We start from the raw sequence: 26,506 nt of genomic DNA on the forward strand, positions 1-26,506 counted from the left end.
GCCGTCCGCGTCCCCGTCCCCGTCCGACGGATCGAGCACCACGTCGAGCAGGCGGATGTACTGCTGGCCGCCGTGCATGTCGCGCTCGACCGCGCCGCCCTGGGCGTGGCGGCGCGGGTAGGAGATCTTCACCACCCGCAGTTCCGGCACGGCGAAGTGCTTGACCTGGGCCGGATCGACGTCGAACAGCGCGCCGATCGCCGCCGGCCGCAGCTGCGGCGCGAAGGCGTAGCGGTCGAACGCGGCCTGGTCGGCGAACGACAGGTCCAGCGTGATCCAGAACGGGCCGGCGTTCTTCGAGCGCACGTGCCGGCAGACGTCGTCGACGGTCTCAGCCATGGGCCACCTCCCGGCGCGGGGCGAACACGGTGCGCACCAGTTCGGCCGGGTCGTCCACCGCGACCACGTGGTTCAGCCGGAACTCGAACACCTGGCCGCGCTCGATCTCCGCCGGCGAGAACGGGAACGCGTAGCTCGGCATCGGGTCGCCCTCCTCCAGCGGCAGGTGGAACAGCCACGGGTTGCAGGTCTTGGCGATCTGCGTGGCGATGGCCTGGGTCGACGCGGTGGCGACGAACAGCAGGCCGATCTCGCGCGGCGCGGCCGTGCCGGCGGCCACCGGCGCGCCGTCGACCGCGTTCCAGCCGTAAGGGCGCAGCGAGAGGTCGAAGACGCCGGCGCGCTCGCCCATGGCCTCGCGCACCCGGGTGGTGAGCACGCCGTGCAGCCGCGCGAGGAAGCGCTCGGGCTCGGCGAGCACCTTGCGGTCCTGGATGCCGACCAGCATCAGGGTCTGGAAGGCGCCGCCGGCCGCGCCCTCGAGCTTCATGGTGTAGGGCCGGGGCAGGAAGCGCGAACCCGTGACGCGCACCGAGCGCGCGTCGAGCGCCGTATAGCGCGCCCGCGTCACGTCCAGGATGCCGCCAGGCTCGTGCAGCAGGAACGGGTCGCTGTTCTCGTAGAGCATGTGGGCCGAGACGGTGTCGACGGTGCAGCGGTTGCCCTCGGACAGCGGCTCGACGTCGAAGTGGTCGGCGCCCACGCGGATCAGCACGCCGCCGTTGCGCGGCCGCTCGGTGCACAGGCCGCCGCATTCGGCGATCTTGCCGGCGTGCCAGGCCGGCCCGGCGCCGGCGCCGCGCATCAGCGGCACCGCCGCGAGCACGGCCGTGTCGGTGGTGCGCCCGCCCAGCACGATGTCGGCGCCGGCGGCCAGGGCGGCGACGTAGGGCTCCGGCCCCATCAGCGCGACGACGTGGTCGCAGGCCTCGAACAGCGCCGGCTCGGCCGAGGTCATGGGGGCCAGCGGCGTCACGTTCCCGGCGCGCGCGCGCCGCGCCATCGCGGCGGGCGACTGCTCGCTGTAGAGCAGCGCGATGCGCGGGGCGAGCCCCTCCTCGGCCGCGATCTCGCGCGCGATGTCGTGCGTCCAGTCGAGCGCCGCGTCGCTGCCGGAGGTGCCGCACGAGCCGATCAGCAGCGGGATGCCGGCCGAGGCCTGCGCCCGCATCAGGATCGCCAGGTCGGTCTTGACCGCGTCGCGCGAGTACTTGGCCAGCCCGGTGGCCAGGTAGGCCGGGCCGCTGTCGGTGGAGCCGGCGTCGCAGGCGATGGCGTGCGCGCCGGCGGCGAGGCCCGCGGCGACGTCGCTCGCCCGCACGCCCATGCCCAGGGCGCCGATGGGAACGAGGATGGCGGTGGTGTGGGGGTCGGGGTCGGAGGTCATGGATCGGCGATCGTGAAGGCGAGGAAAGACGGAGATTATTCCGGGCCCGCGCCGGGGTCCCGGCCGGGCGAGGCGCGCGCGATGCCGGCGGGTTCGGCGACGCGAACGGAACAGGCCCGTGGCCGGATCCACGCCGCGAGGGTCCATGGCCTCTCCCAGACCCGGCTGTGTGCGCTAGCGCACCGACACCCTGTCACGCATTGCGTACAACCGCCGCATCCCGGTGTTGATTCAGTTCGTGTTCAGGTACGAAGGAGATTTCAAGAACCCGCATCGGTCATCGAGTCAGTCAATCAAAGACGTTCCACGCACGCACCGTCGCGGCACGGATCATGGGTGCGGATCGATTTCCCGCGACCCGGATTCTTTTTTCCGTTTTTTCAGGCGGACGCCGCGGGCGTCGCGCCACCCTGCGCGCGACCCGGGCATCGGCCGTCAATTCGGCTGGGTCCGGCGCCAATTCGGGCCGCCATCGCCGAGGCGATGGAAAGACGCGCCCGGACGCCATGGAGTCGAATTGCTTTGTATTAGCCCGTGCTTCCGGCCATTTGATCGATCCCCGCGCCGCCCCACCGGCGCGCCGCAAAAAAAGAAAGGCTGACGATGCGCCAGGAATTTCTGGAAGACCCCGACGTGCGCGAATTCACCGAATGGCTCGCGCGCCATCTGGGCCGGCTGGACGTGCAGCTCAACATGAGCGTGTCGCCCTACATGCCCGAGGGCATGAACGCCGTCACGACCTTCGACCGCCTCGTTCCGGACCATTACCGGTGGCGCTTCACGGGCATGGCGACGGGCGACTGGCGCGAGACGATCCTGCGCATGCAGGAACTCGCGCACGGCCTGCGCACCGCCGTGGCCCGGCACGACGCGCCGGCCACCCACGCCGCGTGCAACGCCATCGTCGAGTGGGGCGCCGACCGCAACAGCCGCGTGGGTGCCAGCGCCTACTTCGTGGGACTGGGCGACCGGCTGCCGACCTACCTGGCGACGACCGCGGAGGCCCTCCGCCTCGCCCGGCCGGACCCGTCGGGCAACTTCCGCGGCATTCCGCGCATGAATTCGACACTCTGCAAGGTCCACGCGCTCTACGCCGCCGACGGCCTGCCGATCTACGAGTCGCGCGTGGCGGCCTCCATCGGCACGCTGGTCGAGCTGTGGCGCCGGCAGACCGACCGGGCGATGCTGCCGCTGCCGCCGATGCTGCGCTTTCCCGCCGTCGGCAACCAGCTGCAGCGGCGCGTGCGGCGGGCCTTCCCGGACGCGGTCGATCCGGGCGTGCTCAGCTACAACATCGGCTCGGAGATCGCGACCGCCGGGCGCTGGGCCAGCGCCGCCGTGCGCCTGGGACTGCTGATGCAGGAGACCCTGCGCCGCGGCCCGCGCCACCTCTTCGTGGCCTGGCCGCTGCGCCTCACCTCGCGCACGACCGAGGCACGCATGGCGGCGTTCATCGGCGCGCTGTTCGTCGCGGGCTACGACCCGCGCTCCATGGTCGCGGAAGCGCACCAGCACTGATCGAGGGGCCCCCTCGTGGCGTGGCGGAGGCCCTTGGGGGCCGTCGCGAGGCGCTCCGACCGCCGGCGACGCGCCCTTTTTGCAACGCAGTTGCAATTTTCCCCAAAAATTTCCGTCCGGTTCCACCGTCCGATTCGAGGCCCGAAAGACGCGCCTGCTCGCGACGAACGGTGAATCGGGAATTCGCATCGCGGGAAGGCGCGCGCGTGATTCGCGAATTGGGGGGTTTTGATGCTGGTTTTCCCTGCCTAGGATCGCAACGCTTAAATCGATGGTTTTAGAAGCCTCTTTTTTCGCGCTCGATGATCCGGCGCCCGATTTCGCCTTTCGCGGGACCCCAGGGAAAACCATTGCCAATTCAACGAATACTTTCTGAGTATTGATTCAAGAAATTACAAAAGCTACATTTTTGGTTCCATATCGATTCAACCCCTTGCTACCAATTGCCGAAGGACCATCATGAAAGCCGCATTTCTTAAATTCATCCGTGACGAACGTGGCGCCACCGCCATCGAATACGGGATCATCGCCGGCCTGATCGCCGTGGTTTTGATTGCCGCATTCGGACCGGCAGCCAACTCGATTTCGTCGCGGCTGACAACCGCGTTCGCCAACATCGCCACTCATCTCGCGACCATTCTTTGAGGCCGACGGTTCCAATCGGCGTCTGGATCTGTAATCGGTAAGCGTGTGCTGTTCGTCGCACTCGTGCTCTGGCTGACCGGAATCGTCCTCACCGACTTCGTCAAGCGCCGTGTTCCCAACCGCTGGCTGGTCGTCGGCGCCGGACTCGCCTTCGTCGCGCTGACCTGGAACGCCTCACCACTGGCCGTCACCTGGCAGGACGCACTGACCGGAGGCGGCGTCGCCTTCGTCGTCCTGCTGGGGTTCTACGCGCTGGGAATGATGGGCGCGGGCGACGTCAAGTTCGCGGCGGTGCTGGGCCTGTGGCTGGGCGGGCCGCCGCTGGTGCCGATCGCCGTCGGCGCCGGTCTATTGGCCGGCGGGCATGCGCTCGTCTGCCTCGCGCGCCGGCACGGACCCGCGCTGCTTCGACGCCAGCGGCAAGCGGCCGGAGCGATGCCCGCCAGTGCACCGATCGCGGGGCACGCATCGGCGAACGCGCCCGCGCTGGACGGGGCCATCCCCTATGCCGGCTACCTCGCGCTGATGGCGCTGCTGTGGATCGCGCTGAGCCTGGCGCCGCCTTGAGGTCGTTCTTGCACCCCCCTGCCCTTCACCCGCGCTCCTTGCTCACCCGGTTCCCGTCCGCCCCGCCATGTTCCGCCTGACCCAGTTCCTCGCCGCCGCGCTGCTGCTTCTCGCCGTGCTGCTGGGGGTGTACGCGTGGCAGCTGGGTGGGCGGTCGGCGGCCACCCCGCCGGACGCCGCCCTCGCGGCGCCGGCCGCGCCCGTGGCGGCCACCTTCCCGGTCGTGGTCACACGCCGCCGGGTGGCCGCGGGCGAGGCGCTGACCGCCGACGCGGTGGCGGTGGTGCGCCTGCCCATCGATCCGCCCGGGGTCCTGCGCGAGACGGCCGCCGCCATCGGCCGGGTGCCGACCACGGAACTCGCCAGCGGCGCCCTGGTGATGGAGGGCGGCCTCGCCGCCGGTTTCGCGCTGCGTCTGGCCGAGGGCGAGCGCGCCGTGGCGATCCGGGCCGACGAGGTGCTGGGCGTCGCCAACCGGGTGCAGCCGGGCGATTTCGTCGACGTGTTCCTGATGCTCAAGACCGACGGCCGCGAGGTGGCGCGCAGCCAGGCGCGCCTGCTGCTGTCGCGCCAGCGCGTGCTCGCCTACGGCGGCGCGTCGGTCGACGGCACGCCGGCGACGGAAGGCGGCGCCCCCGGCGCGCCCGCCGCGAACCGCCCGCTGGAGGCAGCGCGCACGGCGGTGCTGGCGGTGCCGGTGGAGGACGTCGCGCGCCTCGCCCTGGGTGAGGCGAACGGCCGGCTGCTGCTGGCCCTGCGCCATCCCGGCGACACCGCGCGGCCCGACGCGTCGCTGTTCGCGACCCTGCCGGCGGCGCTGCGCCCGGTCGCCGGCGCGCCGTCCGGCGGCACGCTGCGGCCCATCGACCGGGCGCAGGCCGGCGTCGCGATGGCCGATCTGGCCGAGGGCGGCGGCGCGCCGTCGGCCCTGGCCGCGTTGCTTCCGCCGCCGCTCGCCGTCGCCGTGGGTTCACCGGGCGGCGCCACGGCGATGGGGGTCCGGCCGCGCGCGACGGGCGGCGCGGCCCCGGCGCGCGCGGGCATCGAGATCGAGTCGATCCGCGGCGACCGGCGCGAGACCGTCAGCTACTGAGGCCGCCGGCCCACCACGCCCACGCCCACGCCCACCCCCATCTCCACCCCCCGTTTCCCATCACCCGACGCACCATGCCACCTCTCCTTCCCGCCCGCCTCGTCGCCGTGCCGGCCCGCGAGCGCCATCGCGCACGGCCCGCCAGCGCCGTGCGTGCCGTGCGCGCGGGATGCGCGACGCTCGCGCTGCTGGCCGCCGGCGGCACCGCCGCCGTCGCCGCGACGGACGCGCGCGAGTTCACGCTCGTGACGGGCACCCAGCGCGAGCTGCTGATCGACCGCGCCATCGAGCGGGTGGCGGTCGCCGACGAGGCGGTCGCCAGCGTGCTGGTGACGCGGCGCGGCCGGGGCGTCGACGGCGCCCGGCTGATCGTCACGGGCAAGGCGCCCGGGCGCACCACGCTCATGGTGTGGCGGCGCGACAGCGACACCGCCACCACCTACGAGGTCGCGGTGCGGCGCCGCCAGACCGCGCTGGACGGCGCCTCGCCCAGCATGGAGGCGCACGCGCAGCGGCTGCAGGACGCGCGCTCCGCCACCGGCGCGGACGCCCCGACGGCCGACCGCTCGGTCGTCGACGTGCGCAGCCAGACCGTGCAGGTCGAAGTGCGGATCGTCGAGTTCAGCCGCAACGTGTTGAAGGAAGCCGGCATCAGCCTGTCGAGCTACGGCCCCAACAGCCGGGGCTTCAGCTTCCTGAACACCTCCGCGTCGTCGCTCAGCCAGGCGTTCAACCTGGTGCTGGGCTTCGGCAACGCGAACCAGGGGCGCGGCCTGGACCTGACGCTGCGCCTGCTGCAGGGCAACGGCCTGGCGCGGGTGCTGGCCGAGCCGACGCTGGTGGCCACGTCGGGCCAGAGCGCGAGCTTCCTGTCCGGCGGCGAGCTGCCCGTGCCCGTGCCCCAGGCCCTGGGCACCACCACCATCCAGTACAAGCCCTTCGGCATCGGCCTGACGGTGACGCCGACCGTGCTGTCCAACGAGCGCATCGCGCTCAAGGTGGCGCCGGAGGCGAGCGACCTCGACTACACCAACGCGCTGAGCATCAACGGCACGCCCGTGCCCTCCATCACCACGCGCCGCGCCGACACGAGCGTCGAGCTGGGCGACGGCGAGAGCTTCATCATCGGCGGGCTGGTCAGCCGCACCACGCTGTCCAACGCCAGCAAGGTGCCGCTGCTGGGCGACCTGCCGGTGATCGGCCTGCTGTTCCGCCAGGGCAGCTACCGGATGACCGAAAAGGAACTCGTGATCATGGTCACCCCCCACCTGGTGCGGCCGATCGCGCGCGGCACCGACCTCTCGGCGCGCCTGCCCGGCGGCGCCGAACAGCGCGAGGGCGCCGGCTGGAACCGCATCCTGCTGGGCGACATCACCGCGCGCGACGCCCTGCCGGGGTTCTCGAGATGAAACCGTTCCTGTCCTCCCCGGCGTTCCCGCCGGCCGCCGCGCCCGCCGCGCCCGCCATCCCCGCCATCCCCGCCGGTGGCGAGACCTACCTGTGCGCCACCGACGACGCCGCGACGCTCGACTGGCTGGCCCACGGCCTGCACCGGCGCGGCCGGGTGGTGCCGGTGGCCTGCGGCTTGCGGGCCATCGACGAGGCCGTCGCCACCCTGCGCCCGCAGGCGGTGTTCCTGGATTTCTCCGGCCCGCGCGCGGCCACCGCCGCCGAGCTGCACCACCAGTTGCGCAAGGCCCGTCCCGACCTGCCCGTGCTGGGCACCGGCGCCTCGACCGAGCCCGCCGCGCTGCTGGCGGCGCTGCGCGCGGGCGTCGCCGACTTCGTCGACACGGCCGGCTCGCTGCACGACCTCAACGCGACGCTGGTCGCCCTGCTGCTGCGCCAGCGCGGCGCGACGTCGACCGGCGCGCCGGCCCCGGCGCGCCAGAGCGGCGCGCGCGGGCACGGGGTGGTGCTGCTGGGCGCGCGTCCCGGCCTGGGCGTGACGACCCTGGCGACCCACCTCGCGCTGCTGCTGCAGGACGCGGTCGGGCGCGTGGCCGCCACCCCCGCGGGCGGTCCGCCCGCGCGCGGCGTCGCGCTGCTCGACCTGGGCCTGCCCGCGCGCGACGGCCTGCTCTACCTCGACACCGCCAGCGACTTCAGCTTCTTCGACGGCGTGAGCCAGCTGCGCCGCCTCGACCAGACGCTGGCGCAGACCGCGCTGGCGCACCACGCCGACGGCCTGGCCGTGCTGCCGCTGTCGTGCGATCCGCTCCAGTGGCGCGCGACCGCCTCGGAGGACGACGCCGCCCTGCTGCAGCGCCTGCCCGACTTCTTCGACCACCAGGTCGCCGACCTCGGCGGCTGCACCCGGCCGGCCTTCATGGCCCAGTGCGTGCGCGAGGCCGACCGGGCCTGGATCGTGTGCGACCAGAGCATCGGCGGGCTGGTCTCCACGGCCCAGCTGCTGCGCGAGCTGGAGGGCCACGGCATCGGGCGCGAACGCATCGGGCTGGTGGTCAACCTGTTCGATCCGGCGCTGGCCGTCACGGCGCGCGACATGGCCCAGCGCCTGGAGCTGCCGCTCGCGCACGTGCTGCCGCAGCGCCGCGCCGCGCTGCTCGCGGCCGGGGCGCGCGGCCAGATGCTCGCGCGCGTGGCGCGCCACGATCCCTACGTGAACGCCGTGCAGGCCATGGTGCGGGAGCTGCGCGGCGAGGCCGGCGCGACGGCGGCCGACGGCGCGTCGCGCCTGCCGGGACGCACGCCCTCGTCGTGGGCCGCGCTGGTGGCGCCCCTGTCGCGGCGCGGCCGCCGGGCCCGGGAACGCTGAGGCCGCGCGAACGCCATGACCGCCCTTCCGGCCACCGGCCCGCTCCACTCCCGCGCCGACGACGAGGCCTTCGTCCAGTCGCAGCAGTACCAGGACATCAAGGCCTGGACCCACGACCACCTGCTCGGCCGCGTCGAGGCGATGGGCGCCGAGTTCGGGCGCTGGTCGCGCGCGGCGATCGCGCGCTTCGTCACCTTCGAACTCGACAGCTTCATGCGCGCCCAGCGCGTGCCGCTCAACGACCGCGAGATCGCGCTGGTGGCCGACGCCCTGACCAAGGAACTCGCCGGCCTCGGCCCGCTGGAGGACCTGCTGGCCGACCCGGCGGTGGAGGACATCCTGATCAACGGCCACCGCAACGTGTACGTCTCGCGCCACGGCCGGCTGGAGCGCGAGACGGTGCACTTCGCCGACCGCGAGCACGTGCTGCGCATCGTGCGGCGCATCCTCGCACCGATCGGCAGGCGCCTGGACGAGTCGCACCCGATGGTCGACGCCCGGCTGCCCGACGGCGGGCGCATCAACGTCATCAGCGAGCCGCTGGCCATCGACGGCCTGTCGGTGTCGATCCGCAAGTTCAGGAAGGACCCGCTCACGCCGGCCGAGCTGGTGGACCTGGGCACCTTCGACGCCGCCATCGCGCAGCTGCTGGAGATCGCGGTGCGCGCGCGCTGCAACATCCTGGTCAGCGGCGGCACCAGCTCGGGCAAGACCTCGCTGCTCAACGCGCTGGCCACCTTCATCCCGGAGCACGAGCGCGTCGTGACGATCGAGGACACGGCCGAACTCTCGCTCGGCCACGCCCACGTGGTGCGCCTGGAGAGCCGCCAGGGCGGCTTCGACGGCACCGGCCACGTGTCGATCCGCGACCTGCTGCGCAACAGCCTGCGCATGCGCCCCGACCGCATCATCGTGGGCGAGGTGCGCGGGGCCGAGGTGATGGAGATGCTGCAGGCCATGAACACCGGCCACGACGGCTCGATGGGCACCATCCACGCGAGTTCGCCGCGCGAGTGCCTCTACCGGCTGGAGATGCTGGCGGGCTTCGCGGGCTACCAGGGCAGCGAGTCGAGCCTGCGCCGACAGATCGCCAACGCGGTCGACTTCATCGTCCAGATCGGCCGGCTGCCCGGCGGCCAGCGGCGCGTGCTGTCGGTCTCGGAGGTCACCGGCGTGAACGACGAGGTGGTGGCGATGCAGGAGCTGCACCGCCACGACCCCGTCGCCACGCCCGACGGCGGCGAGCGCGACCAGTGGGCCTCGCTCGGCATCGCGCCGCATTCGCCCAAGGTCACGCGCTACCGCCAGATGCTGCGGCGCGCGCAGGAAGGCGCCCGTGGGTAGCGCGCCGTGGGCGCTGGCCGCCGGCGTGCTGCTGCTCGCCGGCCTGGGCCTCGTGCTGTGGCAGTGGGCGGCGCGCCGCCAGCTGCGCCGGGCCACGTCGCGCCACCTGGCCGCGCGCCTGGCCGCCGCCCTGGCGGCGCCGGCGGCGCCCGCGCCCGACACGCGACGCGGCGCCTGGACCGCCGGCCTGGCGCGCGATCCGTGGGCGACCGCGCCCCTGGCCGGCGCCGCGCCCGGCGCCGTGGACGCGGGGCCGGCGGGCCTGGCGGCGACGCCGCGCCCGGACGCCGGCGCGCCGGGCGCGGGCGCAGGCGCAGGCGCCTCCACCCTCGCGCGCCGCCTGCCCGGCTGGCTGCGCGCCGTCGCCACGCCGCGCCAGCTGGGGCTGGCCACCGGGGCGACCGCCACGCTGGCGCTGCTGGCGGGCGCGGTGCTCGGCCCGGTGGCCGCCGGCGGCCTGCTCCTGCTCGCCGCCACCGGCGGTGCCTTCGCGGTCTGGCTGCGCGTGCAGCGCTTCCGCCGCCGGCTGGTGCTGCAGCTGCCGGGCTTCATCGACGGCATGGTGCGCTCGATCCGCATCGGCAATTCGCCCCAGGCGGCCTTCCAGCTGTCGACCGCCAACCTGAAGACGCCGCTGCGCGAGTCGATGGAGCACGCCGCCGCGCTGGCGCGCGCCGGGGTCGACCTCGACGCCGCGCTCGACCAGACGGCCGACCACCTGCGCGTGGACGAGCTGCACCTGCTGGGCGCCATCCTGGGGCTGGGCGTGCGCTACGGCGGGCGCGCCGACCTGCTGCTCGAGCGCGTCGCCACGTCCCTGCGCGACAGCGAACAGGCCGGCCAGGAGCTGGCGGCGATGTCGGCCGAGACACGCCTGTCGGCCTGGATCCTGGGGCTGCTGCCGGTGGGCGTGGGCGCCGCCATCATGGTGACCAACGCCGACTACGTGGTGCGCATGTGGCTCGACGCCTCGGGGCGGCTGATGCTGTTCGGCGCGCTCGGGCTGCAGACGCTGGGCGTGCTGCTGCTCTACCGCCTCGCGCGGCTGCGGTGAGCGCCATGCCGACGTTCCTCGCCACCCTCGACCCGACCCGGCTGACGGCCCTGAGCCTCGCGCTGCTGGCCGCCGCGCTGGTGCTGGCCGCCGGCCTGGTGGCGCAGCGCGAATGGCGCGTCGCGCGCAGCCGCCGCGTGTTCGGCCGCGCCGTGCGGGGCGCCACCGGCGCGGTGGGCGCGCCGGCCCCGGTTCCGGCCGCCGGCGACGCCGAGCCCGGCCCCGGGGACGCCGCCGGCACCGGACGCCCCGGCGCCGGACTGCCCGCGCACTGGCTGCGCACCCGCTGGGGCCGCCTGCTGGTGGCCGAGGAGGACCGCCGCCTGATCGACCAGTGCGGCGCCCGGCCGCTGCGCGGCCAGCTGTGGCTGCTGGGCGCGCGCGCGGCGCTGGCCGTGGCGCTCCCCGTCGCGGCGATCGTGCTGCGCGGCGCGGGGCTGCTGGGCGGCGACCCGACGATCGTCACGGCCGCGGCCTTCGTGCTGGGTTTCATGGCCCCCAAATGGGTCCTGGGGCGCATCGCGGCCGGGCGGCGCGCGCGGGTGGCGCAGGAGCTGCCGATGTTCGTCGAGTTGCTGCGGCTGCTGCAGGGCGTGGGCCTGAGCCTCGACCAGAGCCTGCACGTGCTGGCCACCGACTTCACCGCCACCCTGCCGGTGCTCGCCGGCGAACTCGCGATCGCCAACCGCCAGTACGGCCAGGGGCGCCCGCGCGAGCACTCGCTCCAGCGCATGGCCACGCTGCACGGCAACGACCACCTGGGCGAGCTGGTCGCGCTGCTGGTGCAGATCGACCGCCACGGCGGCGCCGTGCAGGAACCGCTGACCCAGTTCGGCGAGCGGCTGCGCGAGCACCGCCGCGCCGAACTCAAGGCGCGCATCGGCCGCATCACGGTGAAGATGACCGGGATCATGGTCGTCACCCTGCTGCCGGCGCTGGTCATCGTCACGGCCGGGCCGGGCTTCCTCGCCATCACCCGGTCGCTCGGCGCCCTGTCCCGATGAGCACGCGAATGAACACCGAAATCCGCCCCCGTCCAGTGCCGGCGCTTCGCCCGGTCTTCCCGGGCGCCCGCCCGCTCGTCCTGGCGTGCCTGCTGGCGCTCGCCGGCTGCGGCGCGACCGGTCCCGCCACCTACCCCGGTGCCCGCGCGGCGGCCGACCGCGCCGCCGCCGACGACGCCCTGGCACCGGCCGACGGGGCGCTGCAGACCCCGGCGATCCACCTCCGGCTGATCGAGCAGATGCAGCGCGACGGCCTGTGGTTCGCCTCGCTGGCGCACCTGGACGCGCTGGAGCGCCGGACGCCGGCCACGGCCGAGACGCTGCGCCTGCGCGCCGACGCGCTGCGCCGCACCGGCCAGATCGCCGAGAGCCGCCAGCAGTACCTGCGCCTGCTGGACACGCCGCTGGCGGGTCCGGCCTACCACGGCCTGGGCCTCCTCGCCGGCGCCGACGGCGACTTCCCGCAGGCCGTCGAGATGCTTTCGCAGGCCCGGCGGCTCGACCCGACCGACGCGCTGGTGCTGAGCGACCTGGGCTACGCCCTGCTGCGCGCCGGCCGCACGGCGCAGGCGCGCGTGCCGCTGATGCAGGCCGGCCAGCTCCAGCCCGGGCAGCCGCAGGTCCAGGCCAACCTGGCGCTCTACCTGTTCGCGACCCGGCGCTCGAACGACGCCGAGCAACTCATGGCCGCGCGCAACCTGCCGCCCGGCACCCGCCACGCCATCCGCCAGGCCGCGCGCGACCTGCCCGCCGCCGCCACGACCACCGCCCCGCCCGCCGCCCGCGCCGGGGCCACGCGCGCCTTCGACGAAAGCCCATCGCCATGAACGTCGTCCACCCCCCGCTGCGGCAGCGCGTCGCCGCCCTCCTCCTGAGCCTGGCCTCCGGTCCGGCGATGTGGCTGGCCGTCGGCCAGGACGCCCGCGCCGCCGATGCCGAGGCGCCATCGCCGCCGGCGCACGCCGCTCCGGCGGCGCCGGCGCGCGTGGGCGACGCCACCGCCGGCCTGCTGGCCCTGCAGCGCGAGGGCCGCGCCGCCTCCACGGTGCCGCGGCCCATCGCCGGGGAGGTCGCCACGCGCAGCCACCAGCGCTACCTCAAGAGCTTCGAACATCCGATCCCCGAGCGCCTGGGCGCCACCATCGGCGGCGGATCGTCGGCGGGCGGCGCGGGGCGCTGAGCGACCATGGCCCGCCCGCCCCTGCCCCGCCCACGCCACGCGCCGACGCGCCGCGACGGCCCGGCGGCCGTCCGGCAGCGCGGGGTCTACGCGATCGAGTTCGCCTTCGTCTTCCTGATGTTCTTCGGCCTGGTCTACGCGACGCTGTGCTACGGCATCGCGCTGACCCTGCGCATGGGCCTGCAGCACGCGGCCGAGGAAGGCGCGCGCGCCGCGCTGCGCTACCAGAAGGTCGCCGGCACGGCCGACCCGCTGCCGCTGCGCCGCGCGCAGGCGGCGGTGGTCGCCGCGTCGCGGGTGGAGGGCTGGTTCGCGACGCCGCCCGCGGTGGTCGCGCAGATCTGCCAGAGCGCCAGCGGCGAGTGCGCCGCGCCGGCCTGCGGCCCCGACTGGGCCCAGCGCTGCCAGATCCGGGTGACGGTCACCGCGTCGGGCATCGACCGCATGCTGCCGATGATGACCTTCGCCATGCCCGCCACCCTGACCGGGCAGGCCAGCATGCTGCTCGACGGGCGCCTGCCATGACGACGCGGTCCCGCCAGCGCGGCGTCGCGGCGGTCGAGTTCGCCTTCGTGCTGACGGGACTGCTCGCGCTGTTCCACGGCATCGCGACCTTCGGCTCGATCTTCTACACGCAGCAGGCGATCGCGCGGGCGGCGGAGGACGGCGTGCGCGCGGTCGCGCTGATGCCCAACGGCGCCGCGCCGGACCTGCAGCGCGTGCGAGACGTCGTCCTCGACTCCCTGGCCGGTTCGCTGGTGGCGCCGGCCGGTGCGACCACGCCCGCCACCCGCCGCACCTGGCTGGCGACGCACGTCCAGGTCGCCGTCGCCACCTCGGCCGGGCGCGTCACGGTCACCGTCAGCCACCGCTACGGCGACAACCCCCTGATGCCCATGACCGGCGCGCTGCCGTGGGTGCCCGACGTGCTGACGCGTCAGGCCACCATGGCGCGGCCGGCGGCGTGAGCGCGATGACCCGTCGGCGCGCCGCCACGACAGCGCCCGCGCGGTGCGCCGGCTCGGTGCTGGTGCAGGCCGCGCTGGCGCTGAGCATGCTGGTGGGCGTGCTGGTGGGAACCGAGCTGGGCTGGCTGTTCTACCTCAAGCGCGAGATGCAGAAGGCGGTCGACCTCGCCGCGATGGCCGGCGCGCAGGCCCTGGCAACCACCGATTGCGCCGGGGCGCGCGCCGCCGCCGTGGCCAACGGCGCGCTCAACCTGCCCGCCGGCCTGCCGCTCACCACGGCCGACGTCGAGTGCGGCCGCTGGGACCCCGCGACCTACGCCGCGCCCACCTACTACGGGACGCCCGCCACCGGCCAGGCGCCCAACGCGGTGAAGGTCGTCATGCGCCGCACGCCGTCGCTGCTGATGCCCAACCTGCCCGGCGCCCAGGCGCGCACCATCGCGGTCCAGGCGCTCGCGACCCGGCGCCAGCCGCGCGCCGCGCTGACCATCCGCAGCACCCTCGCGAGCGTCGACGCCGCGCAGGCGCCGCTGCTCAACGCGGTGCTCGGCGGCATGCTCGGGGGTTCGCTGGCGCTCGACACGGTGGCCTACAACGGGCTGGCCACCGGGCGGCTGAAGCTGCTGGGCTACCTCGACCAGCTCGCCCTGTCGATGGGCGTGGCGGCCGGCGACTACGACCGGGTGCTCGACACGGCGGTGCCGGTGGGCACGCTGCTGCAGGGCGCCGTCACGGCCCTGACGCGCCAGGGCGACACCGCCCAGGCCACCGTCACCGCGCTCGACGCCTTCCGCCTCGCGGCCGGCGCGCCGGCCCCGCAGCCGCTGGTCAAGCTCGGCAGCCTGATCAAGGTGCAGAGCGGCACCCCGGCGGCGGCCCTGATGGTGGACCTGCAGGTCCTGCAGCTCGCCGAGGCGCTGGTGCAGCTGGCCAACGGGCGCAACGGGCTGGTCGCCAGCGTGCCGCTGGGCGTGCCGGGGCTGCTGAACCTGACGGCCAGCGCGCGGGTCATCGAGCCGCCCCAGCTCTCGGCCATCGGCGATCCGGCATTCGCCAAGCTCGATCCGACCGGGCCCAACGCCATCGCCGTGCGCACCGCCCAGGTCCGCACGCTGATCACGGTCGAGCTGCCGCTGCTCACGGGCATCACCGCGCTCACCAACGCCCTGTCGAGCGCGCTCGCGCCGCTGCTCTCGACGCTCAACAGCGTGCTCAAGCTCGACCTCGGCAACGTGCTGGCCTGCGCCGTCGTCTGCACCAACCAGTGGGTGGTGGACGCGGCCTTCCTCGCGCCGGTCGCGCGCATCGACATCAACCTCGACGCCGGTGGCGGCACCTCGCGCGTGACCAACTTCGCCTGCGCCAATCCCGCGGCGACCTCGCTCACGGCGCGCACCACCACCACCGCCGCCGCCCTGCGCATCGGCACCTTCGGCGGGACGGTCGCGCAGGCGAAGGCGCAGGTGTTCGGCGCCGCCACCGTGCCCGTGGTCGCGCCACTGCCCCTGCTCGACGTGGGCGCGGCACGATGCACCAAGCTGCTGGCCGGCGTGCTGAAGACCTGCGAGGCGCGCGTGCCGTTTTACGGCGGTGGCCTGGGCCTCAAGGCGGACCTCGCCTTCGGCGCCACCACCGCCGACCAGACCTTCGCCAACCCGCCCGACGTGCGCGCCGACCCCGCCTGGCTGGCGATCTCGACGGTGAGCGTCGCCGATGCGATCGGCCAGACGCTGCGCATTCCCGCCACCCTGCTGCAACCCATCGCGCCGACCGCGCCCTCGACCACCGGCGCGAACAGCTCGTCCACCATGCTGCAGAACGTGGCGAGCGCCCTCTCCGGCGTCACCACGGCGCTCGCCACGGTGGTCTCGAACGTGCTCTCGCCCCTGGTCGACCCGCTGATCGCCACGGTGGTGCGCGACCTCCTGGGGCTCGACCTCGCCAAGACCGAGGTCGGCGGCCGGCTGGGCTGCGCCGACGGCGAGGAACTGGTCTTCTAGTCGGTCGGGCGGACGGGCGCCGGCAACAGGCGCTGGTACTCGGCCCGCACCACGGTGTAGCACTCGCACACCCGCCGCTCCAGGCCGGGGCGGTCGATGACGTCGATGCGCCCGCGCCGGTAGCTGATGACGCCGGCGCCCTGCAGCTTGAGCGCCGCCTCGGTCACGCTCTCGCGACGCACCCCCAGCATGTTGGCGATCATCTCCTGGGTCATCTCCAGGCGGTCGGCGTCGATGCGGTCGAGCATCAGCAGCAGCCAGCGGCACAGCTGCTGGTCGAGCGAATGGTGGCGGTTGCACACCGCCGTCTGCGAGACCTGCGTCAGCAGCGCCTGCGTGTAGCGCAGCAGGTGGCGCAGCACGCGGTCGCCCCGGTCGACGCTGGCCTGGAGCACGCGCGCCGGCAGGCGCAGCAGCTGGCCCGCGCCCTGCACCACCGCGCGGTTGAGCGTGGAGCCGCCGCCCAGCAGCACCGGCAGGCCGATGAAGCCCTCGCGCCCCACCACGGCCACCTCGGCCGAGGCGCCGTCGTCCATCAGGTAGATCAGCGACACCACGGCGGTCGTCGGGAAGTAGGCGTAGGTGCGCCGCTCGTTGGGCTCGCAGATCACGCAGCCCATCGGCAGGTCGACGAGGTCGAGGTGCGGCAGCCAGCGATCGACGTCCTCGGGCCCCAGCGTCGCGAGCAACTGATTGGCGCGGTGGTCCAGCAGGGTGGCGGTCATGGCGCGCGGCGAGGGTCGGTCATGTTGAGTATTTTCGACCTCATCGATTCAATCCGTCGTCCGGCGAAAGACCTACACGAACCGTCAAATCGTCCTCCAAATGCCACATAAAAGTAACAATATGCGTTTCGGTGAGTGTTTGCTACGGCGCGAACGCCCGCAAAATCAAGGCCGACTTTCGTTCACCAGAAAACCGAACGATCCATCGGCTTGTAGCCTGAAAGAATTCAACTCCAATGTTTATCCCACGGCACCCGGGTGAATGCACCCCCGCGACGCAGCCCCTCGGTGCCGCCACCATCCCTTCCCCGACCCGAACGACCGCCATGGACAAGATCTTTCGCGCATGGACCTTCTGGATCCGCACGGCGCTGCGCGAGGAATGCCAACACTACCTGGACACCGTCAAGCTCAAGGAGATGAACGCGGCACCGGGCAACGAACGCGCCGCCGCGCTGTTCCGCGACCTGGGCGACGGCACCACCGAGGTGGCGGTGGTGTCGGTCTGGGAATCGATGGACGCGATCCGGGGCTACGTGGGCACCGAGCCCCTGCAGCCGTCGATCGACGCGGAGGACCGCAAGAAGCTGTTCGACCGGGAGCCGATCGTGCGCCACTACGCGATGAGCGACCAGAGCGCGCTCATGCTGATGCCCAAGGAATGGCGCTGAGCGTCGTCCCCGCGCGGGCCGCTCCGGCGCTCAGGCCGGCCGCGGCGGCGGCGCCCGCCGCGTCTGCCGCCAGGCGCCGGCGAGCAGCACCAGCGCGGCGATGAACAGCGCCGCCAGCCGGTCGACGACCGACGCCGGGACGTCCGTCGCCGACGGCGGCACCCGCTCGGGCTGCGGCAGCAACCGCAGTCCTTCCACCCGCGTCGACGCCGGCGCGGCGGGCGGCACGGCGGCCGGGGCCGCGCGGGTCGGCGGCGCCGCCCGCGCCACTTCCAGGGGACGCGGCGCCGTGCGGGGCGTCGCCGGCCGCGCGGCGTCGGCGCGGTCCGTGGCCGGGGCGGCCGGGGCGTCGGCCTCGCGCGCGGCGAAGCGACGCACCAGCGGGTTCAGGTCGCGCTGTCCGGTCGCGCCGACCGCCGCCTCGTAGGCCCGGGCCAACTCGCGCCGGGTCTCGGCGTCGGGCCGCCAGTAGTCCAGCCGCACGGCGTCGAGCATGCGCTCCAGCGTCTGCGCGAAGGCGGCGCGGTTGTCGCCTTCCAGCCATTCGCGCGTGCCCAGCCGGTAGCGGTCGCGCACGTAGACGTCGTGCAGCGACTGCCAGTGGTCCTGGCGCACCGACCGCGGCGCCGTCACCTGCCAGCCCCACAGGAACTGCGCCGTCTTGAGCACCTGCAGCGTGCCGCTGTAGCCCTCGGCCTTCTGCGCCTCGATCCACTGCGGGTGCAGGTAGCGCGTCTGCATCTCCTTGGCGATCGCGTCGTCGGCGCCCTCGGTGCGCACCTCCGCGCCGTCGCGCAGGTTCTGCACGTAGAGCGCGGGATCGCGCCCGGTGAGCTGGCGCACGGCCAGGGCCAGCCCGCCGAGGTACTGGAACGGGTCGTCGCTGGTCAGCATGCCGTAGGTGTTGGAGGTGCGCGAGAGCAGCGCCGCGTCGACCTGCGCCAGGTTGGCGGCATGGGCGCCGTGGCGCGCCAAGCCTTCCAGGCCGTCGCCCTGGGCGTGGCCCATCCGGTCGACGTAGAGGCCGGCCATGCGCGCATCGCCGCCGCCCCGGCCCTGCGCGGCCCAGGTGTCGCTGGCGGTGGTGGCGTCGGCCAGGCCGCTGCCGTAGCTGCCGGCCTCGTTGGAGAACACGCGCACGGTCGACCAGCGCTGCGCCTGCGCGGGCGTCGCGCCCTCGGCGCGCAGGCGTTGCGCGAGCGCCTCGCTGTGGCGGGCGACGAAGTTGTCGGTGCCCGCCTCGCGCAGGTCCGCCACCTGCCGCACCCCGGCGTCGAGCCAGCGCATGACGCCGGGGAACTGGTCGCGGTAGGACCCCGTGACGCTGACCAGCACGTCCAGGCGCGGCCGCTTGAGTTCGGCCGCGGGGATGGTCTCCAGGCCGACCACGCGGCCGGCCTCGTCCCAGCGCGGCTTCACCCCCATGGCGTAGAGCGCCTGGCTCTCCATCACGCCCTGGTGGCGCAGGGTCTCGCCGGCCCACAGCGTGAAGGCGATCTTCTCGGGCGGGCGGCCGCCGTGGGCCTTCGCGTGCGCCGCGATCCAGGCGTCCATGGCCGCGACGGCGATGCCCCAGGCTTCCCGGGTGGGCACGCGGCCGGGGTCGAACCCGTAGAGGTTGCGCCCGGTGGGCAGGCTGTCGGGGTTGCGCACCGGGTCGCCACCATAGCTCGACGCGAGGTGGCGGCCGTCGAGCGCGGCGAGGAAGCCCTCGATCTCCTGGTTGCCCGCGAGCGTCGCGTCCAGACGCTGTGCCCGCTCGGCCAGCGCCAGCAGCACCGCGCTGTCCAGCGGCTTGCCCTGCGCCCGGTTGGGCACCGCGCTGGCGCCCTGCGGCGGCGGCCGCGCGGCGTCGACCGCGCGCAGGTCGAGCGTGCTGGCCGCCCGCGCGTCGACCAGCGCCGCCTCCAGCCAGCGCGCCGGGCGCGACAGGGCGACGTTCTTCGCGTCCAGCAGGAACACCTCGTCGATGTCCTCGCCCAGCGCCTCGATCAGCGGCTTCTTCAGGATCTGCAGGATCGTGCCGTGGCGCCGCCGCGCGTCGGGCACCTCGCCGAAGGCCGCCAGCCCGAGCGGCTGCGCCGTCATCGCCAGCTCGTCGAGGTGCGGGTGCAGCCGCTCCATGAAGCCGGCGAAGTCGGCCAGGATCTGCTCGCGGGTCCATTTCAGGTCGCGGTGGTACTGGTGCTCGACGAACTGGGCCGCGAGGCGCGCCTCCAGCTCGACCTTCACCGGCCCGGGCGACACGTTCTCCCAGTCGTGCATCAACTCGTGCATCTCCTGCACGCGGGGCCGGAAGCCCGCCGGCGCGAACATGGGCGTCGAATGGCTCACCAGCACGGCACGGCCGCGCCGCTTGGCGGTCACGGCCTCGCCGAGGTTGTCCATGATGTAGGGGTAGACGTTGGGCAGGTCGCCCAGCGCCAGCAGGGGGTCGTCGTCCACCGCCAGCGCGCGCTCCTTGCCCGGCGCCCATTCGAGCGTGCCGTGCGTGCCCACGTGCACCACCGCCCCGGCGCCGAACCGCGTGCGCAGCCACAGGTAGGTGGCCAGGTAGCCGTGACTCAGCGGCGTCGCCGAGCGGTGGTAGATCGTCCGGGCCTTCTGCGCCGGATCGTCGCTGGGCTCCTGGCGCGGCGGCTGCGGCAGCACCACGACGTGGCCGTCCGCGCCGCCCATGCGCACGCGCGGGATGACGAAGGCGCGCTCGCCGCCGACGTCGCGCAGCAGGCTCGAGCGTTCGGGCGGGCCCCAGTGCGCCTCGATGCGCGCCTGCGTGGCCGCCGGCAGCGCGCGGAACCACGCCAGGTAGCGCGCGAGCGGCAGCGCCTCGGCCAGATCGCGCTCGAGCAGCGGGCCCAGGGTCTCGGGCCGGTGGAACGCCGCCATCGTCGCCTGCACCTGCGGGGTGATGCGCTCGGCCTCCGGGGCGTCGGTGCGGTAGCCGGCGTCGCGCAGGGCGGCGAGCATGTTGTGCAGGCTCCTGGGCACGTTCAGGAACGAGGCGCCGAAGTTGCCCTCGCCCTGCGGGTAGTTGTAGACCAGCATCGCCACCCGGCGCTCGGCCGGCGGCGTGGCGCGCAGGCGCGTCAGGGCGGCGGCCTTGTCGGCGACCGCATCGACCTGCGCCGCGATCGGCGCCAGCGCGCCGCTCGCCGCGTCGCGCGCGGTGATCAGCATCGGATCGACCATGCCGGCGAGTTCGCTGGGCGTGTAGTAGTAGGCGACGTCGGCCTGCGCCAGCCCGGACGTGCTCCGCGCCCATTGCGCGGCGTCCATGGCCAGGGCCGGCATGGTCTGGAGCACCGGCACGCCGATGCGCTCGAGCTCGGCCTTGCGCTCGGTCGGGTTGAAGACCAGCGCGGCGTTGACGATCAGGTCGGCCACGCGGCGCGGGGCGGCGTCCGGGCCGGGGCCGGCGGCGTGCGTCATGGCGAAGAACAGGTCCTTGCGCTGGCGCGGACCGTAGAACGCGTAGGCCCGCAGGCCGCGCCGCTCGAGGGCGCCCACGAGCGCGTCGACCCAGCCGGTGTCGTCGCTCGTCAGGACGGCGTTGTTGATGGCGATCGCCACCGTCGGCGCGCCGGCCGCCGGGCCCGGCAGGCGATCCAGCGCCCCGGGATCGGACTCGATGCCGGGCCAGCCCGGGTGGTAGAGACCGGCCGCGGGCAGGCGCTCGGGCGCCGGCAGGCCGTCCAGGCGCCCGACCTGGCGCAGGGCCGCCATCGACGCCGCGAGGTTGGCGGCGCGGGCGTTGCGCCAGTAGCCGCGCAGGCGCTGCGCCCAGGCCGCATCGACGCCGCGCTCGGTGGCCAGCGGGGCGGCGGCGACGGCTTCGTCGCGCGCCACGGCGGCGGCCTCGCCGACCAGCACGTAGGGCACGCCGCTGCGCTCGATCGCCGTGCCGAAGCGCGCCGCCGCCGCCTCGCCGACGCCCGCGTGCGGGGCGTCGATCACCAGCAGCGCGGCGCCCGCGACGGCATCGGCCAGGGCGTCGGGCGTGTCGCGCTCGGCCGACAGCGTGCGCAGCGGCACGCCGGCCGCGCGCGCCGCCGACTGCAGCTTCGCCAGCCGCGCGGGCGAGACGAGGTAGGTGGCCAGCAGGACGATGCGTCCGGCATCCCCGGCCGCGCCGTCCACCGGCTCCGCGGCGCGCGCCGGGCGGCCCGCGCCGGCCAGGGCGAGCGCCAAAGCCACGGCGAGCGCCAGGGCGAGCATCGGCAGCCGGGTCGCGACCCAGGCCGCCAGGGCGCCCGCGCCCGGTCGCGCGCCGCGCCTCACGGCCCGACCGGCGTCGCGTCGGCCGGAACGTAGACCATCGTGCCGTCCTTCATGCGGTAGGCGGTGCCGGCCTTCTCGCCGTCGCCCTCGCCCGAGGCGCCGCTCGCCTTGAAGCGCGTCACCTTGCGGCCCTCCTTGGTGAGGATCTCCATGTCGGGCCGGCCCTCGTTGCGGATGACGGTGACCTTGTCCTGGGCGAACGGGTTCATGGGGTTGTTGATGACCGCGATCATCAGCATGCCGATCACCACCATGAAGACGTCGATCAGGTTGATGGTGGAGAGCACCGGATCGTCGTCCTCGGCGTCCAGGCCGTCGAGGATGGAGAAACGCCGGCCCTGGCGCCCGCTCACGACGCGCGCTCCCGGGCGTCGAGCACCATCACCAGCTCGTTCATCAGCCAGCGCCGGCGCACCGTGTAGACGACGAAGGTGATCGAGGCCGAGGCCAGCGCGACGATCACGCTGGCGAAGGCCGGCGCCAGGCTCTGCGCCACGCCCTGCGACTCGCCCGAGGCCACCGCGACCAGCGCGGGGCCCATCGGGATCATGGTGGCGATCAGCCCGAGCATGGGCGCCACGCGGCTGCACAGGCGCACGCCCTCCAGCGCCTTGAGCACGGCCAGCTCCATCTGCTCCTGGCCACGGTCGGCCAGCGTCCCGAGCAGCAGCGCGCGCGTCGGCTCGCGCCGCCGCTGCAGGTACTCGATGCCGAAGGCGCCCAGCCCGTAGACCGCGTAGAGGAAGGACAGCAGGACACCCAGGGTGACCGGCCACAGGAACAGGCGTGCCAGTTCGAACAGAACGGCTTCGAAAGCGAACATGGAGATGATGACCCGACGATGCGATGCCCGTCACCGGCCTCCCCGCCGGTGCTTGGGTGTCATGGCCGCCGCACCCGCGTGGCGCGGGCGCGGCGGCCGCCTCGTTGGCCGGTATCCGGGCTGACAGCGCGGCCCCCGGCGGCCTTCCCGGACACCTGTTTCAGGGCGTCCAGTGGCTTGCGTCGCCGGGGGTGGCGCCCGGGGGCGCCGTCTGCTTGACCGTTGCGGGGGCAGCGCAGGCGGCGCCGGCGTTCCGCGAGGGAACACCGCCACTCCTGCTTCCCGTTGAACTGCGCCACGTGAACCGCGCCGCGAGCACCAACCCGGCCGATTCTACAAAGACGTGATGAAAGTCACACCGCAGCGCCCGCTTTGCCGCCGCCTTTCACACGTTCACCGGACTTCGCGCCAGCCTTACACGCCGTTCACGTGGCCGCGCCACGATGAATCCCTCGCAATCACGCAGTCTTCGAAGGAGTCGTTATGAAGCAGATGATCCTCGCCGCCGGCACCACCCTCCTGCTGGCGCTGGGCGGCCTCTCGGCCCCGGCGCAGGCCCAGCCCCACGGCCCGGGCGGCCGCTACGACCGGCCCCAGGTCATCGTGGTTCAGCCACCGCCGCCGCGCTACCACGCGCACCCCGTGCACGGCCCCCGCTACGACCACCGGTACGACGACCGGTACGACCACCGGTTCGACCACCGCCGCGACCGGCGCGCCCATCGCCGCGATCGCGACCGCGACGGCGTGCCCGACCGCCACGACCGCTTCCCGGGCAACCCGTACCGCCGCTGAGCGCGGCGCGCCAGTGCCCCCGGGCATCCGGCTAATCACCGATACGGCGCGGCGCGCGGCCCACTAAGCTGGCTGCGCCGTGCCCCCGCCATCCCGACGGAAAGGAACCACGGCCGCATCGCGATCAGAAAGAGACACGACATGAAGCTGCCTTCCAAGGCCCAGGCCCTCTCCTTTTCGTTCCCCCGCCGCCCGGTGGCCCTCGGCACCGTCCTGGCGGCCGCGCTGTGCGTCGCGGGCTGCGGCGGCAGCGGCGGCGACGACGACGACGACGCGCCGCCGCGCCAGGCCATGACCTGCGCCCAGCTCGGCGGCATGACGGTCGCCGCCGGCGCCATCGGCCTGCCCACCACCGGCGCCGTCGTCACCAGCGCCACCGTCGTGGCCGCCACCGGCAGCGGCCCCACGGCGGTGGGCGAACACTGCCGGGTGCTGGGCGACATCCGCCCGGTGGACGCCACCGCGCAGAGCGTCAAGTTCCAGCTCAACCTGCCCACCGCCTGGAACGGCAAGGCGATGATGTTCGGCGGCGGCGGCTACAACGGCACGCTCGCCACCGGCGCGGGCAACGTGCCGGCCGGGCCGACCGACAAGGCGACCCCGCTCGGCCGGGGCTACGCCACCTTCGGCAGCGACTCGGGCCACCAGGCCGACCCGCTCACCACCAGCCGCGACGGCAGCTTCGGCGCCAACGACGAGATGCTGCGCAATTTCGCCGGCGACGCCATCAAGAAGACGCGCGACGTCGCGGCGGCGCTGATCGAGTCGCGCTACGCCACGCGCGCGCGCCAGACCTACTTCGCCGGCGGCTCCACCGGCGGGCGCGAGGCGCTGGCCGCCGTCACCCGCTGGCCGGCCGATTTCGACGGCGCCATCGTGCTGTACCCGGCCTGGGACGCGGTGGCGCTGGACCTGCAGTTCGGCCGCATCACGCGCGCCCTGGCGCAGCCCAACGCCTACCCCAACCGCGCCAAGCGCCGGTTGCTGCTGGACGCCTCGACCGCCGCCTGCGACGCGCTGGACGGCGTCGCCGACGGCCTGGTGAGCAACGTCGCCGCCTGCAACGCCGGCTTCGATCCGCGCACCGCGACCTTCAACGGCGCGCCGCTGCGCTGCCCGGGCGGCGCGGACACGGGCGACGCCTGCCTGTCGGACGCGCAGCTCACCGCCCTGGAGGTCACCAACACGCCCCTCGTGCTGCCCTACCGGCTGGCCAGCGGGGAGACCGGCTACCCCGGCTTCAATGTCTGGGGCACCGATTTCGGCGCCACCGGCACCAGCCCGCTGCAGCCCACGGTGGTCACGCTGTCGCTGGGCACCCTGGCGCCCGCCAACCCGATGCCGGCGGTCACGGCGACGGCTTCACCGCCCTACGGCAGCACCTTCTGGGACCAGTGGATCCGCTTCTTCGTGACGCGCAACGCGAACGCCGATTCCCTGGCGGTCGATCCGCAGAACCCGGGCGCGCTGCAGTCGCGCATCGTCGAACTCTCCGGGCTGCAGGACGTCACCAGCGCCGACCTCTCGGCGTTCCGCGCGCGCGGCGGCAAGATCCTGATGGCGCACGGCTCGCACGACGCGCTGGTCAGCACCCGCGCCACGGCGCGCTACTACGCGCGGCTGCGCGAGGCGATGGGCACCGCGCAGGTCGACAGCTTCGTGCGCTACTACGAGATCCCCGGCTACGGCCACGCCGCCAGCAGCGTGTTCAACGCCGCCTGGGACTCGCTCACCACGCTGGAGAACTGGGCGGAGTCCGGCGTGGCGCCACCGGCCCAGGTGGTGGCCGACACCGCCGGCGTGCCGGGCCGCACCCGGCCGCTGTGCGACTACCCGCGCTACGCGCGCTTCGTCGGCGGCAATGTCAACGCCGCGACCAGCTTCAACTGCGTGAACCCGTAGCCGGGCGCGTCACGACAGGATCACCTGCAGGCTGTGCTCGTATTGCGCGGCGAGCTGGTCGAAGCTCTCGACCAGCGCCTCGGTCGAGCGTGCCAGGGCGGCGGCGCCCTCCGGCCGGCCCAGGCGCTGCAGGCTGAGCGCGAGGCGCAGCCATTCCGCGCGCGCGGCGCCCAGCGCGGCGCGCACCTCCGGTGAACTCAGCGGCGCCCGCTCCAGCTCGACCAGCGCCGCCTCGAAGGCCGCCGCCGTGGCCGGCAGCAGCGCGGGGTCGACGCGGGCGCCCAGGGTGGCGAGCAGCGCGGTCTTGGCGATGCGCTCCGCCAGCATGCGCTGGCGCCCGCACAGGTTGACGATGCGCAGCGCGCGCCGTCCGCTGGCCGCCTGCAGCGCCTCGGCCAGGGCCTCGGCGGCCTCGAGCAGCACGTCGGCGGCGGCGTCGATGCGCACGATGTCGCGGGGCGCCGCGCGCGCGGGCCAGACGGCCGCGAAGGACGCCCACGCCGCGCCGACCCGCGCCAGCGCCGCGGCGCATTCGGGCCGGGCCGGCAGCCGCCCCAGGTGGGCGAGGGTGTCGTCGATGCGCTCGGCCACCGCGCGCCGCCGCCCGGGGCCGTGCGCCGTCTCGACGTTGGCGATCTGCTGCGCGGCCAGGCGCGCGAGGCGCTGCGACAGCATGCGCAGCTGACCGGCGCGGTTCACCGCCTCGGCCCATTGCGCCGCATCGACCACCGCGCGCGAGACTTCGCCCAGGCGCAGGTTGGCGTGCATGGCGGTGCCGCGCAGCAGCGCGAAGGCCGCGTCCTCGTCCATGCGCCGCGCCACCATCAGCAGGCCCTTGGCCTTGTCGACCCACTTGCGCTCGTCCAGCCGGAGGCGCAGCTGCGCCAGCTCGACCCGCAGCGCCCGCTCGCGGCGCCAGCGCGCCGCGGCGCGGTCGGCCAGCGCGGCCAGCCCCGGCGCGTCGATGGCGCCCAGGTCGGCCCAGGCCTGGACGCCGGCCTCGACCAGCGCGGCGTGGGCGTCGGCGTCCAGCGGCGGGCCGAGCACGGCGACCGGCCAGGGCGGACCGTCCGCCGCGCCTCCGGCCGTGGCGATTTCGCGCAGGACGTCGAGCACCCCGCCGATGCCCTGGCCGGCGCAGAACACCACCGGCGGCCCGCCTTTCTCGGCCAGATCGACCGCCTCGACGGCCGGCGCCGCACCGGGCGGACTGGCCAGCGCACGCAGGAAGGCGGCGCCGCCAGCATGCAGGGTCGCCGCGCGTCCGGGCACGCCCGCGTCCAGGGCGCGGCGCAGCGCGGCGGGCGGTGCGGCGGGCCCGTCGGAAGGATCGATCAGGACGAGGTGCAGCGAGGTCATCGGCGTCGGCGGGGTGGGCGGGTGGGCGGCGGCGCGGGTGGCGGGCGGGGCGGCCACCCGGCCGGATGGCGG

23 protein-coding genes, 1 pseudogene and 1 riboswitch are annotated in these 26,506 nt (G+C 74.3%); of the genes and pseudogenes, 17 read left to right on the forward strand and 7 right to left on the reverse strand.

Translation table 11 applies throughout. The annotated features are described in order from the left end of the window. Positions 1–33: 33 nt before the first annotated feature. A pseudogene (locus tag NF681_20860) lies at positions 34–339 on the reverse strand (DUF4387 domain-containing protein). Continuing rightward, positions 332–1,726 carry a DUF1446 domain-containing protein gene (locus NF681_20865; GenBank protein UST56058.1) on the reverse strand — a complete coding sequence of 465 codons (1,395 nt, stop codon included), beginning with the start codon at positions 1,724–1,726 and terminating at the stop codon, positions 332–334. The pseudogene NF681_20860 and the gene NF681_20865 overlap by 8 nt, the downstream one beginning before the upstream one ends. Before the next feature lie 603 nt (positions 1,727–2,329). On the opposite strand from NF681_20865, the gene NF681_20870 reads away from it, so the two are divergent. The 14 genes from NF681_20870 (at position 2,330) to NF681_20935 (ending at position 15,878) form a co-directional block, all read left to right on the forward strand. After that, positions 2,330–3,244 carry a hypothetical protein gene (locus tag NF681_20870; GenBank protein ID UST56059.1) on the forward strand — a complete coding sequence of 305 codons (915 nt, stop codon included), beginning with the start codon at positions 2,330–2,332 and terminating at the stop codon, positions 3,242–3,244. A gap of 459 nt (positions 3,245–3,703) precedes the next feature. Then, a complete protein-coding gene (locus NF681_20875) occupies positions 3,704–3,889 on the forward strand; it encodes a Flp family type IVb pilin (protein ID UST56060.1) in 186 nt (61 codons plus the stop codon). Between the two features lie 45 nt (positions 3,890–3,934). Continuing rightward, positions 3,935–4,456 (forward strand): prepilin peptidase, encoded by a 522-nt coding sequence (locus tag NF681_20880; protein UST56061.1) that lies wholly within the window; start codon positions 3,935–3,937, stop codon positions 4,454–4,456. A 67-nt stretch (positions 4,457–4,523) separates the two neighbouring features. After that, positions 4,524–5,549 carry a Flp pilus assembly protein CpaB gene (gene cpaB, locus NF681_20885; GenBank protein ID UST56062.1) on the forward strand — a complete coding sequence of 342 codons (1,026 nt, stop codon included), beginning with the start codon at positions 4,524–4,526 and terminating at the stop codon, positions 5,547–5,549. A gap of 74 nt (positions 5,550–5,623) precedes the next feature. Then, positions 5,624–6,958, forward strand: a complete 1,335-nt coding sequence (locus NF681_20890) for a type II and III secretion system protein family protein (GenBank protein ID UST56063.1) — start codon at positions 5,624–5,626, stop codon at positions 6,956–6,958. Further along, positions 6,955–8,328, forward strand: coding sequence for a histidine kinase (locus NF681_20895; GenBank protein ID UST56064.1), 1,374 nt, complete (start codon positions 6,955–6,957; stop codon positions 8,326–8,328). The genes NF681_20890 and NF681_20895 overlap by 4 nt, the downstream gene beginning before the upstream one ends. Positions 8,329–8,343: 15 nt before the next feature. Continuing rightward, positions 8,344–9,672 carry a CpaF family protein gene (locus NF681_20900; protein ID UST56065.1) on the forward strand — a complete coding sequence of 443 codons (1,329 nt, stop codon included), beginning with the start codon at positions 8,344–8,346 and terminating at the stop codon, positions 9,670–9,672. Further along, the gene (locus NF681_20905; GenBank protein UST56066.1) at positions 9,665–10,726 is read left to right on the forward strand and encodes a type II secretion system F family protein; all 1,062 of its coding nucleotides are present in this window, start codon (positions 9,665–9,667) and stop codon (positions 10,724–10,726) included. The genes NF681_20900 and NF681_20905 overlap by 8 nt, the downstream gene beginning before the upstream one ends. A gap of 5 nt (positions 10,727–10,731) precedes the next feature. Then, positions 10,732–11,730 carry a type II secretion system F family protein gene (locus NF681_20910; GenBank protein UST56067.1) on the forward strand — a complete coding sequence of 333 codons (999 nt, stop codon included), beginning with the start codon at positions 10,732–10,734 and terminating at the stop codon, positions 11,728–11,730. Between the two features lie 8 nt (positions 11,731–11,738). Continuing rightward, a complete protein-coding gene (locus NF681_20915; protein ID UST56068.1) occupies positions 11,739–12,557 on the forward strand; it encodes a tetratricopeptide repeat protein in 819 nt (272 codons plus the stop codon). Continuing rightward, the gene (locus tag NF681_20920; protein ID UST56069.1) at positions 12,554–12,910 is read left to right on the forward strand and encodes a DUF3613 domain-containing protein; all 357 of its coding nucleotides are present in this window, start codon (positions 12,554–12,556) and stop codon (positions 12,908–12,910) included. The genes NF681_20915 and NF681_20920 overlap by 4 nt, the downstream gene beginning before the upstream one ends. A gap of 6 nt (positions 12,911–12,916) precedes the next feature. After that, the gene (locus tag NF681_20925; GenBank protein ID UST56070.1) at positions 12,917–13,435 is read left to right on the forward strand and encodes a pilus assembly protein; all 519 of its coding nucleotides are present in this window, start codon (positions 12,917–12,919) and stop codon (positions 13,433–13,435) included. Then, entirely contained in the window at positions 13,432–13,878 is a 447-nt protein-coding gene (locus tag NF681_20930) for a pilus assembly protein (GenBank protein ID UST56071.1), read from the forward strand. The genes NF681_20925 and NF681_20930 overlap by 4 nt, the downstream gene beginning before the upstream one ends. Before the next feature lie 5 nt (positions 13,879–13,883). After that, positions 13,884–15,878: a pilus assembly protein TadG-related protein gene (locus NF681_20935; GenBank protein UST56072.1), complete on the forward strand. Its 1,995-nt coding sequence runs from the start codon at positions 13,884–13,886 to the stop codon at positions 15,876–15,878. Here NF681_20935 and NF681_20940 read toward each other — a convergent pair. Next, entirely contained in the window at positions 15,875–16,603 is a 729-nt protein-coding gene (locus NF681_20940) for a Crp/Fnr family transcriptional regulator (protein UST56073.1), read from the reverse strand. The genes NF681_20935 and NF681_20940 overlap by 4 nt on opposite strands. A 326-nt stretch (positions 16,604–16,929) precedes the next feature. Here NF681_20940 and NF681_20945 point away from each other — a divergent pair, with 326 nt between their 5' ends. After that, entirely contained in the window at positions 16,930–17,274 is a 345-nt protein-coding gene (locus NF681_20945; GenBank protein UST56074.1) for a hypothetical protein, read from the forward strand. A gap of 30 nt (positions 17,275–17,304) precedes the next feature. Here NF681_20945 and cobN read toward each other — a convergent pair whose 3' ends face one another. The 3 genes from cobN to NF681_20960 are packed head-to-tail and all read right to left on the reverse strand — an operon-like array spanning position 17,305 to position 22,378. Then, positions 17,305–21,555, reverse strand: coding sequence for a cobaltochelatase subunit CobN (gene cobN, locus NF681_20950; GenBank protein ID UST56075.1), 4,251 nt, complete (start codon positions 21,553–21,555; stop codon positions 17,305–17,307). Then, a complete protein-coding gene (locus tag NF681_20955) occupies positions 21,552–21,908 on the reverse strand; it encodes a DUF2149 domain-containing protein (protein UST56076.1) in 357 nt (118 codons plus the stop codon). Before NF681_20955 ends, cobN begins: the two co-directional genes overlap by 4 nt. Next, the gene (locus NF681_20960; protein UST56077.1) at positions 21,905–22,378 is read right to left on the reverse strand and encodes a MotA/TolQ/ExbB proton channel family protein; all 474 of its coding nucleotides are present in this window, start codon (positions 22,376–22,378) and stop codon (positions 21,905–21,907) included. The genes NF681_20955 and NF681_20960 overlap by 4 nt, the downstream gene beginning before the upstream one ends. Before the next feature lie 88 nt (positions 22,379–22,466). Continuing rightward, a riboswitch (cobalamin riboswitch) is annotated at positions 22,467–22,716 on the reverse strand. A 145-nt stretch (positions 22,717–22,861) separates the two neighbouring features. On the opposite strand from NF681_20960, the gene NF681_20965 reads away from it, so the two are divergent. Next, positions 22,862–23,173 (forward strand): hypothetical protein, encoded by a 312-nt coding sequence (locus tag NF681_20965; protein UST56078.1) that lies wholly within the window; start codon positions 22,862–22,864, stop codon positions 23,171–23,173. 141 nt (positions 23,174–23,314) lie between these two features. Then, entirely contained in the window at positions 23,315–25,075 is a 1,761-nt protein-coding gene (locus tag NF681_20970; GenBank protein UST56079.1) for a tannase/feruloyl esterase family alpha/beta hydrolase, read from the forward strand. 9 nt (positions 25,076–25,084) lie between these two features. Here NF681_20970 and NF681_20975 read toward each other — a convergent pair whose 3' ends face one another. Further along, complete coding sequence (locus NF681_20975) at positions 25,085–26,434, reverse strand: type IV pili methyl-accepting chemotaxis transducer N-terminal domain-containing protein (protein UST56080.1); 1,350 nt, start codon at positions 26,432–26,434, stop codon at positions 25,085–25,087. Positions 26,435–26,506 lie beyond the last annotated feature (72 nt).

The organism is Comamonadaceae bacterium OTU4NAUVB1, assembly GCA_024372625.1.
GTDB lineage: Bacteria > Pseudomonadota > Gammaproteobacteria > Burkholderiales > Burkholderiaceae_C > Variovorax.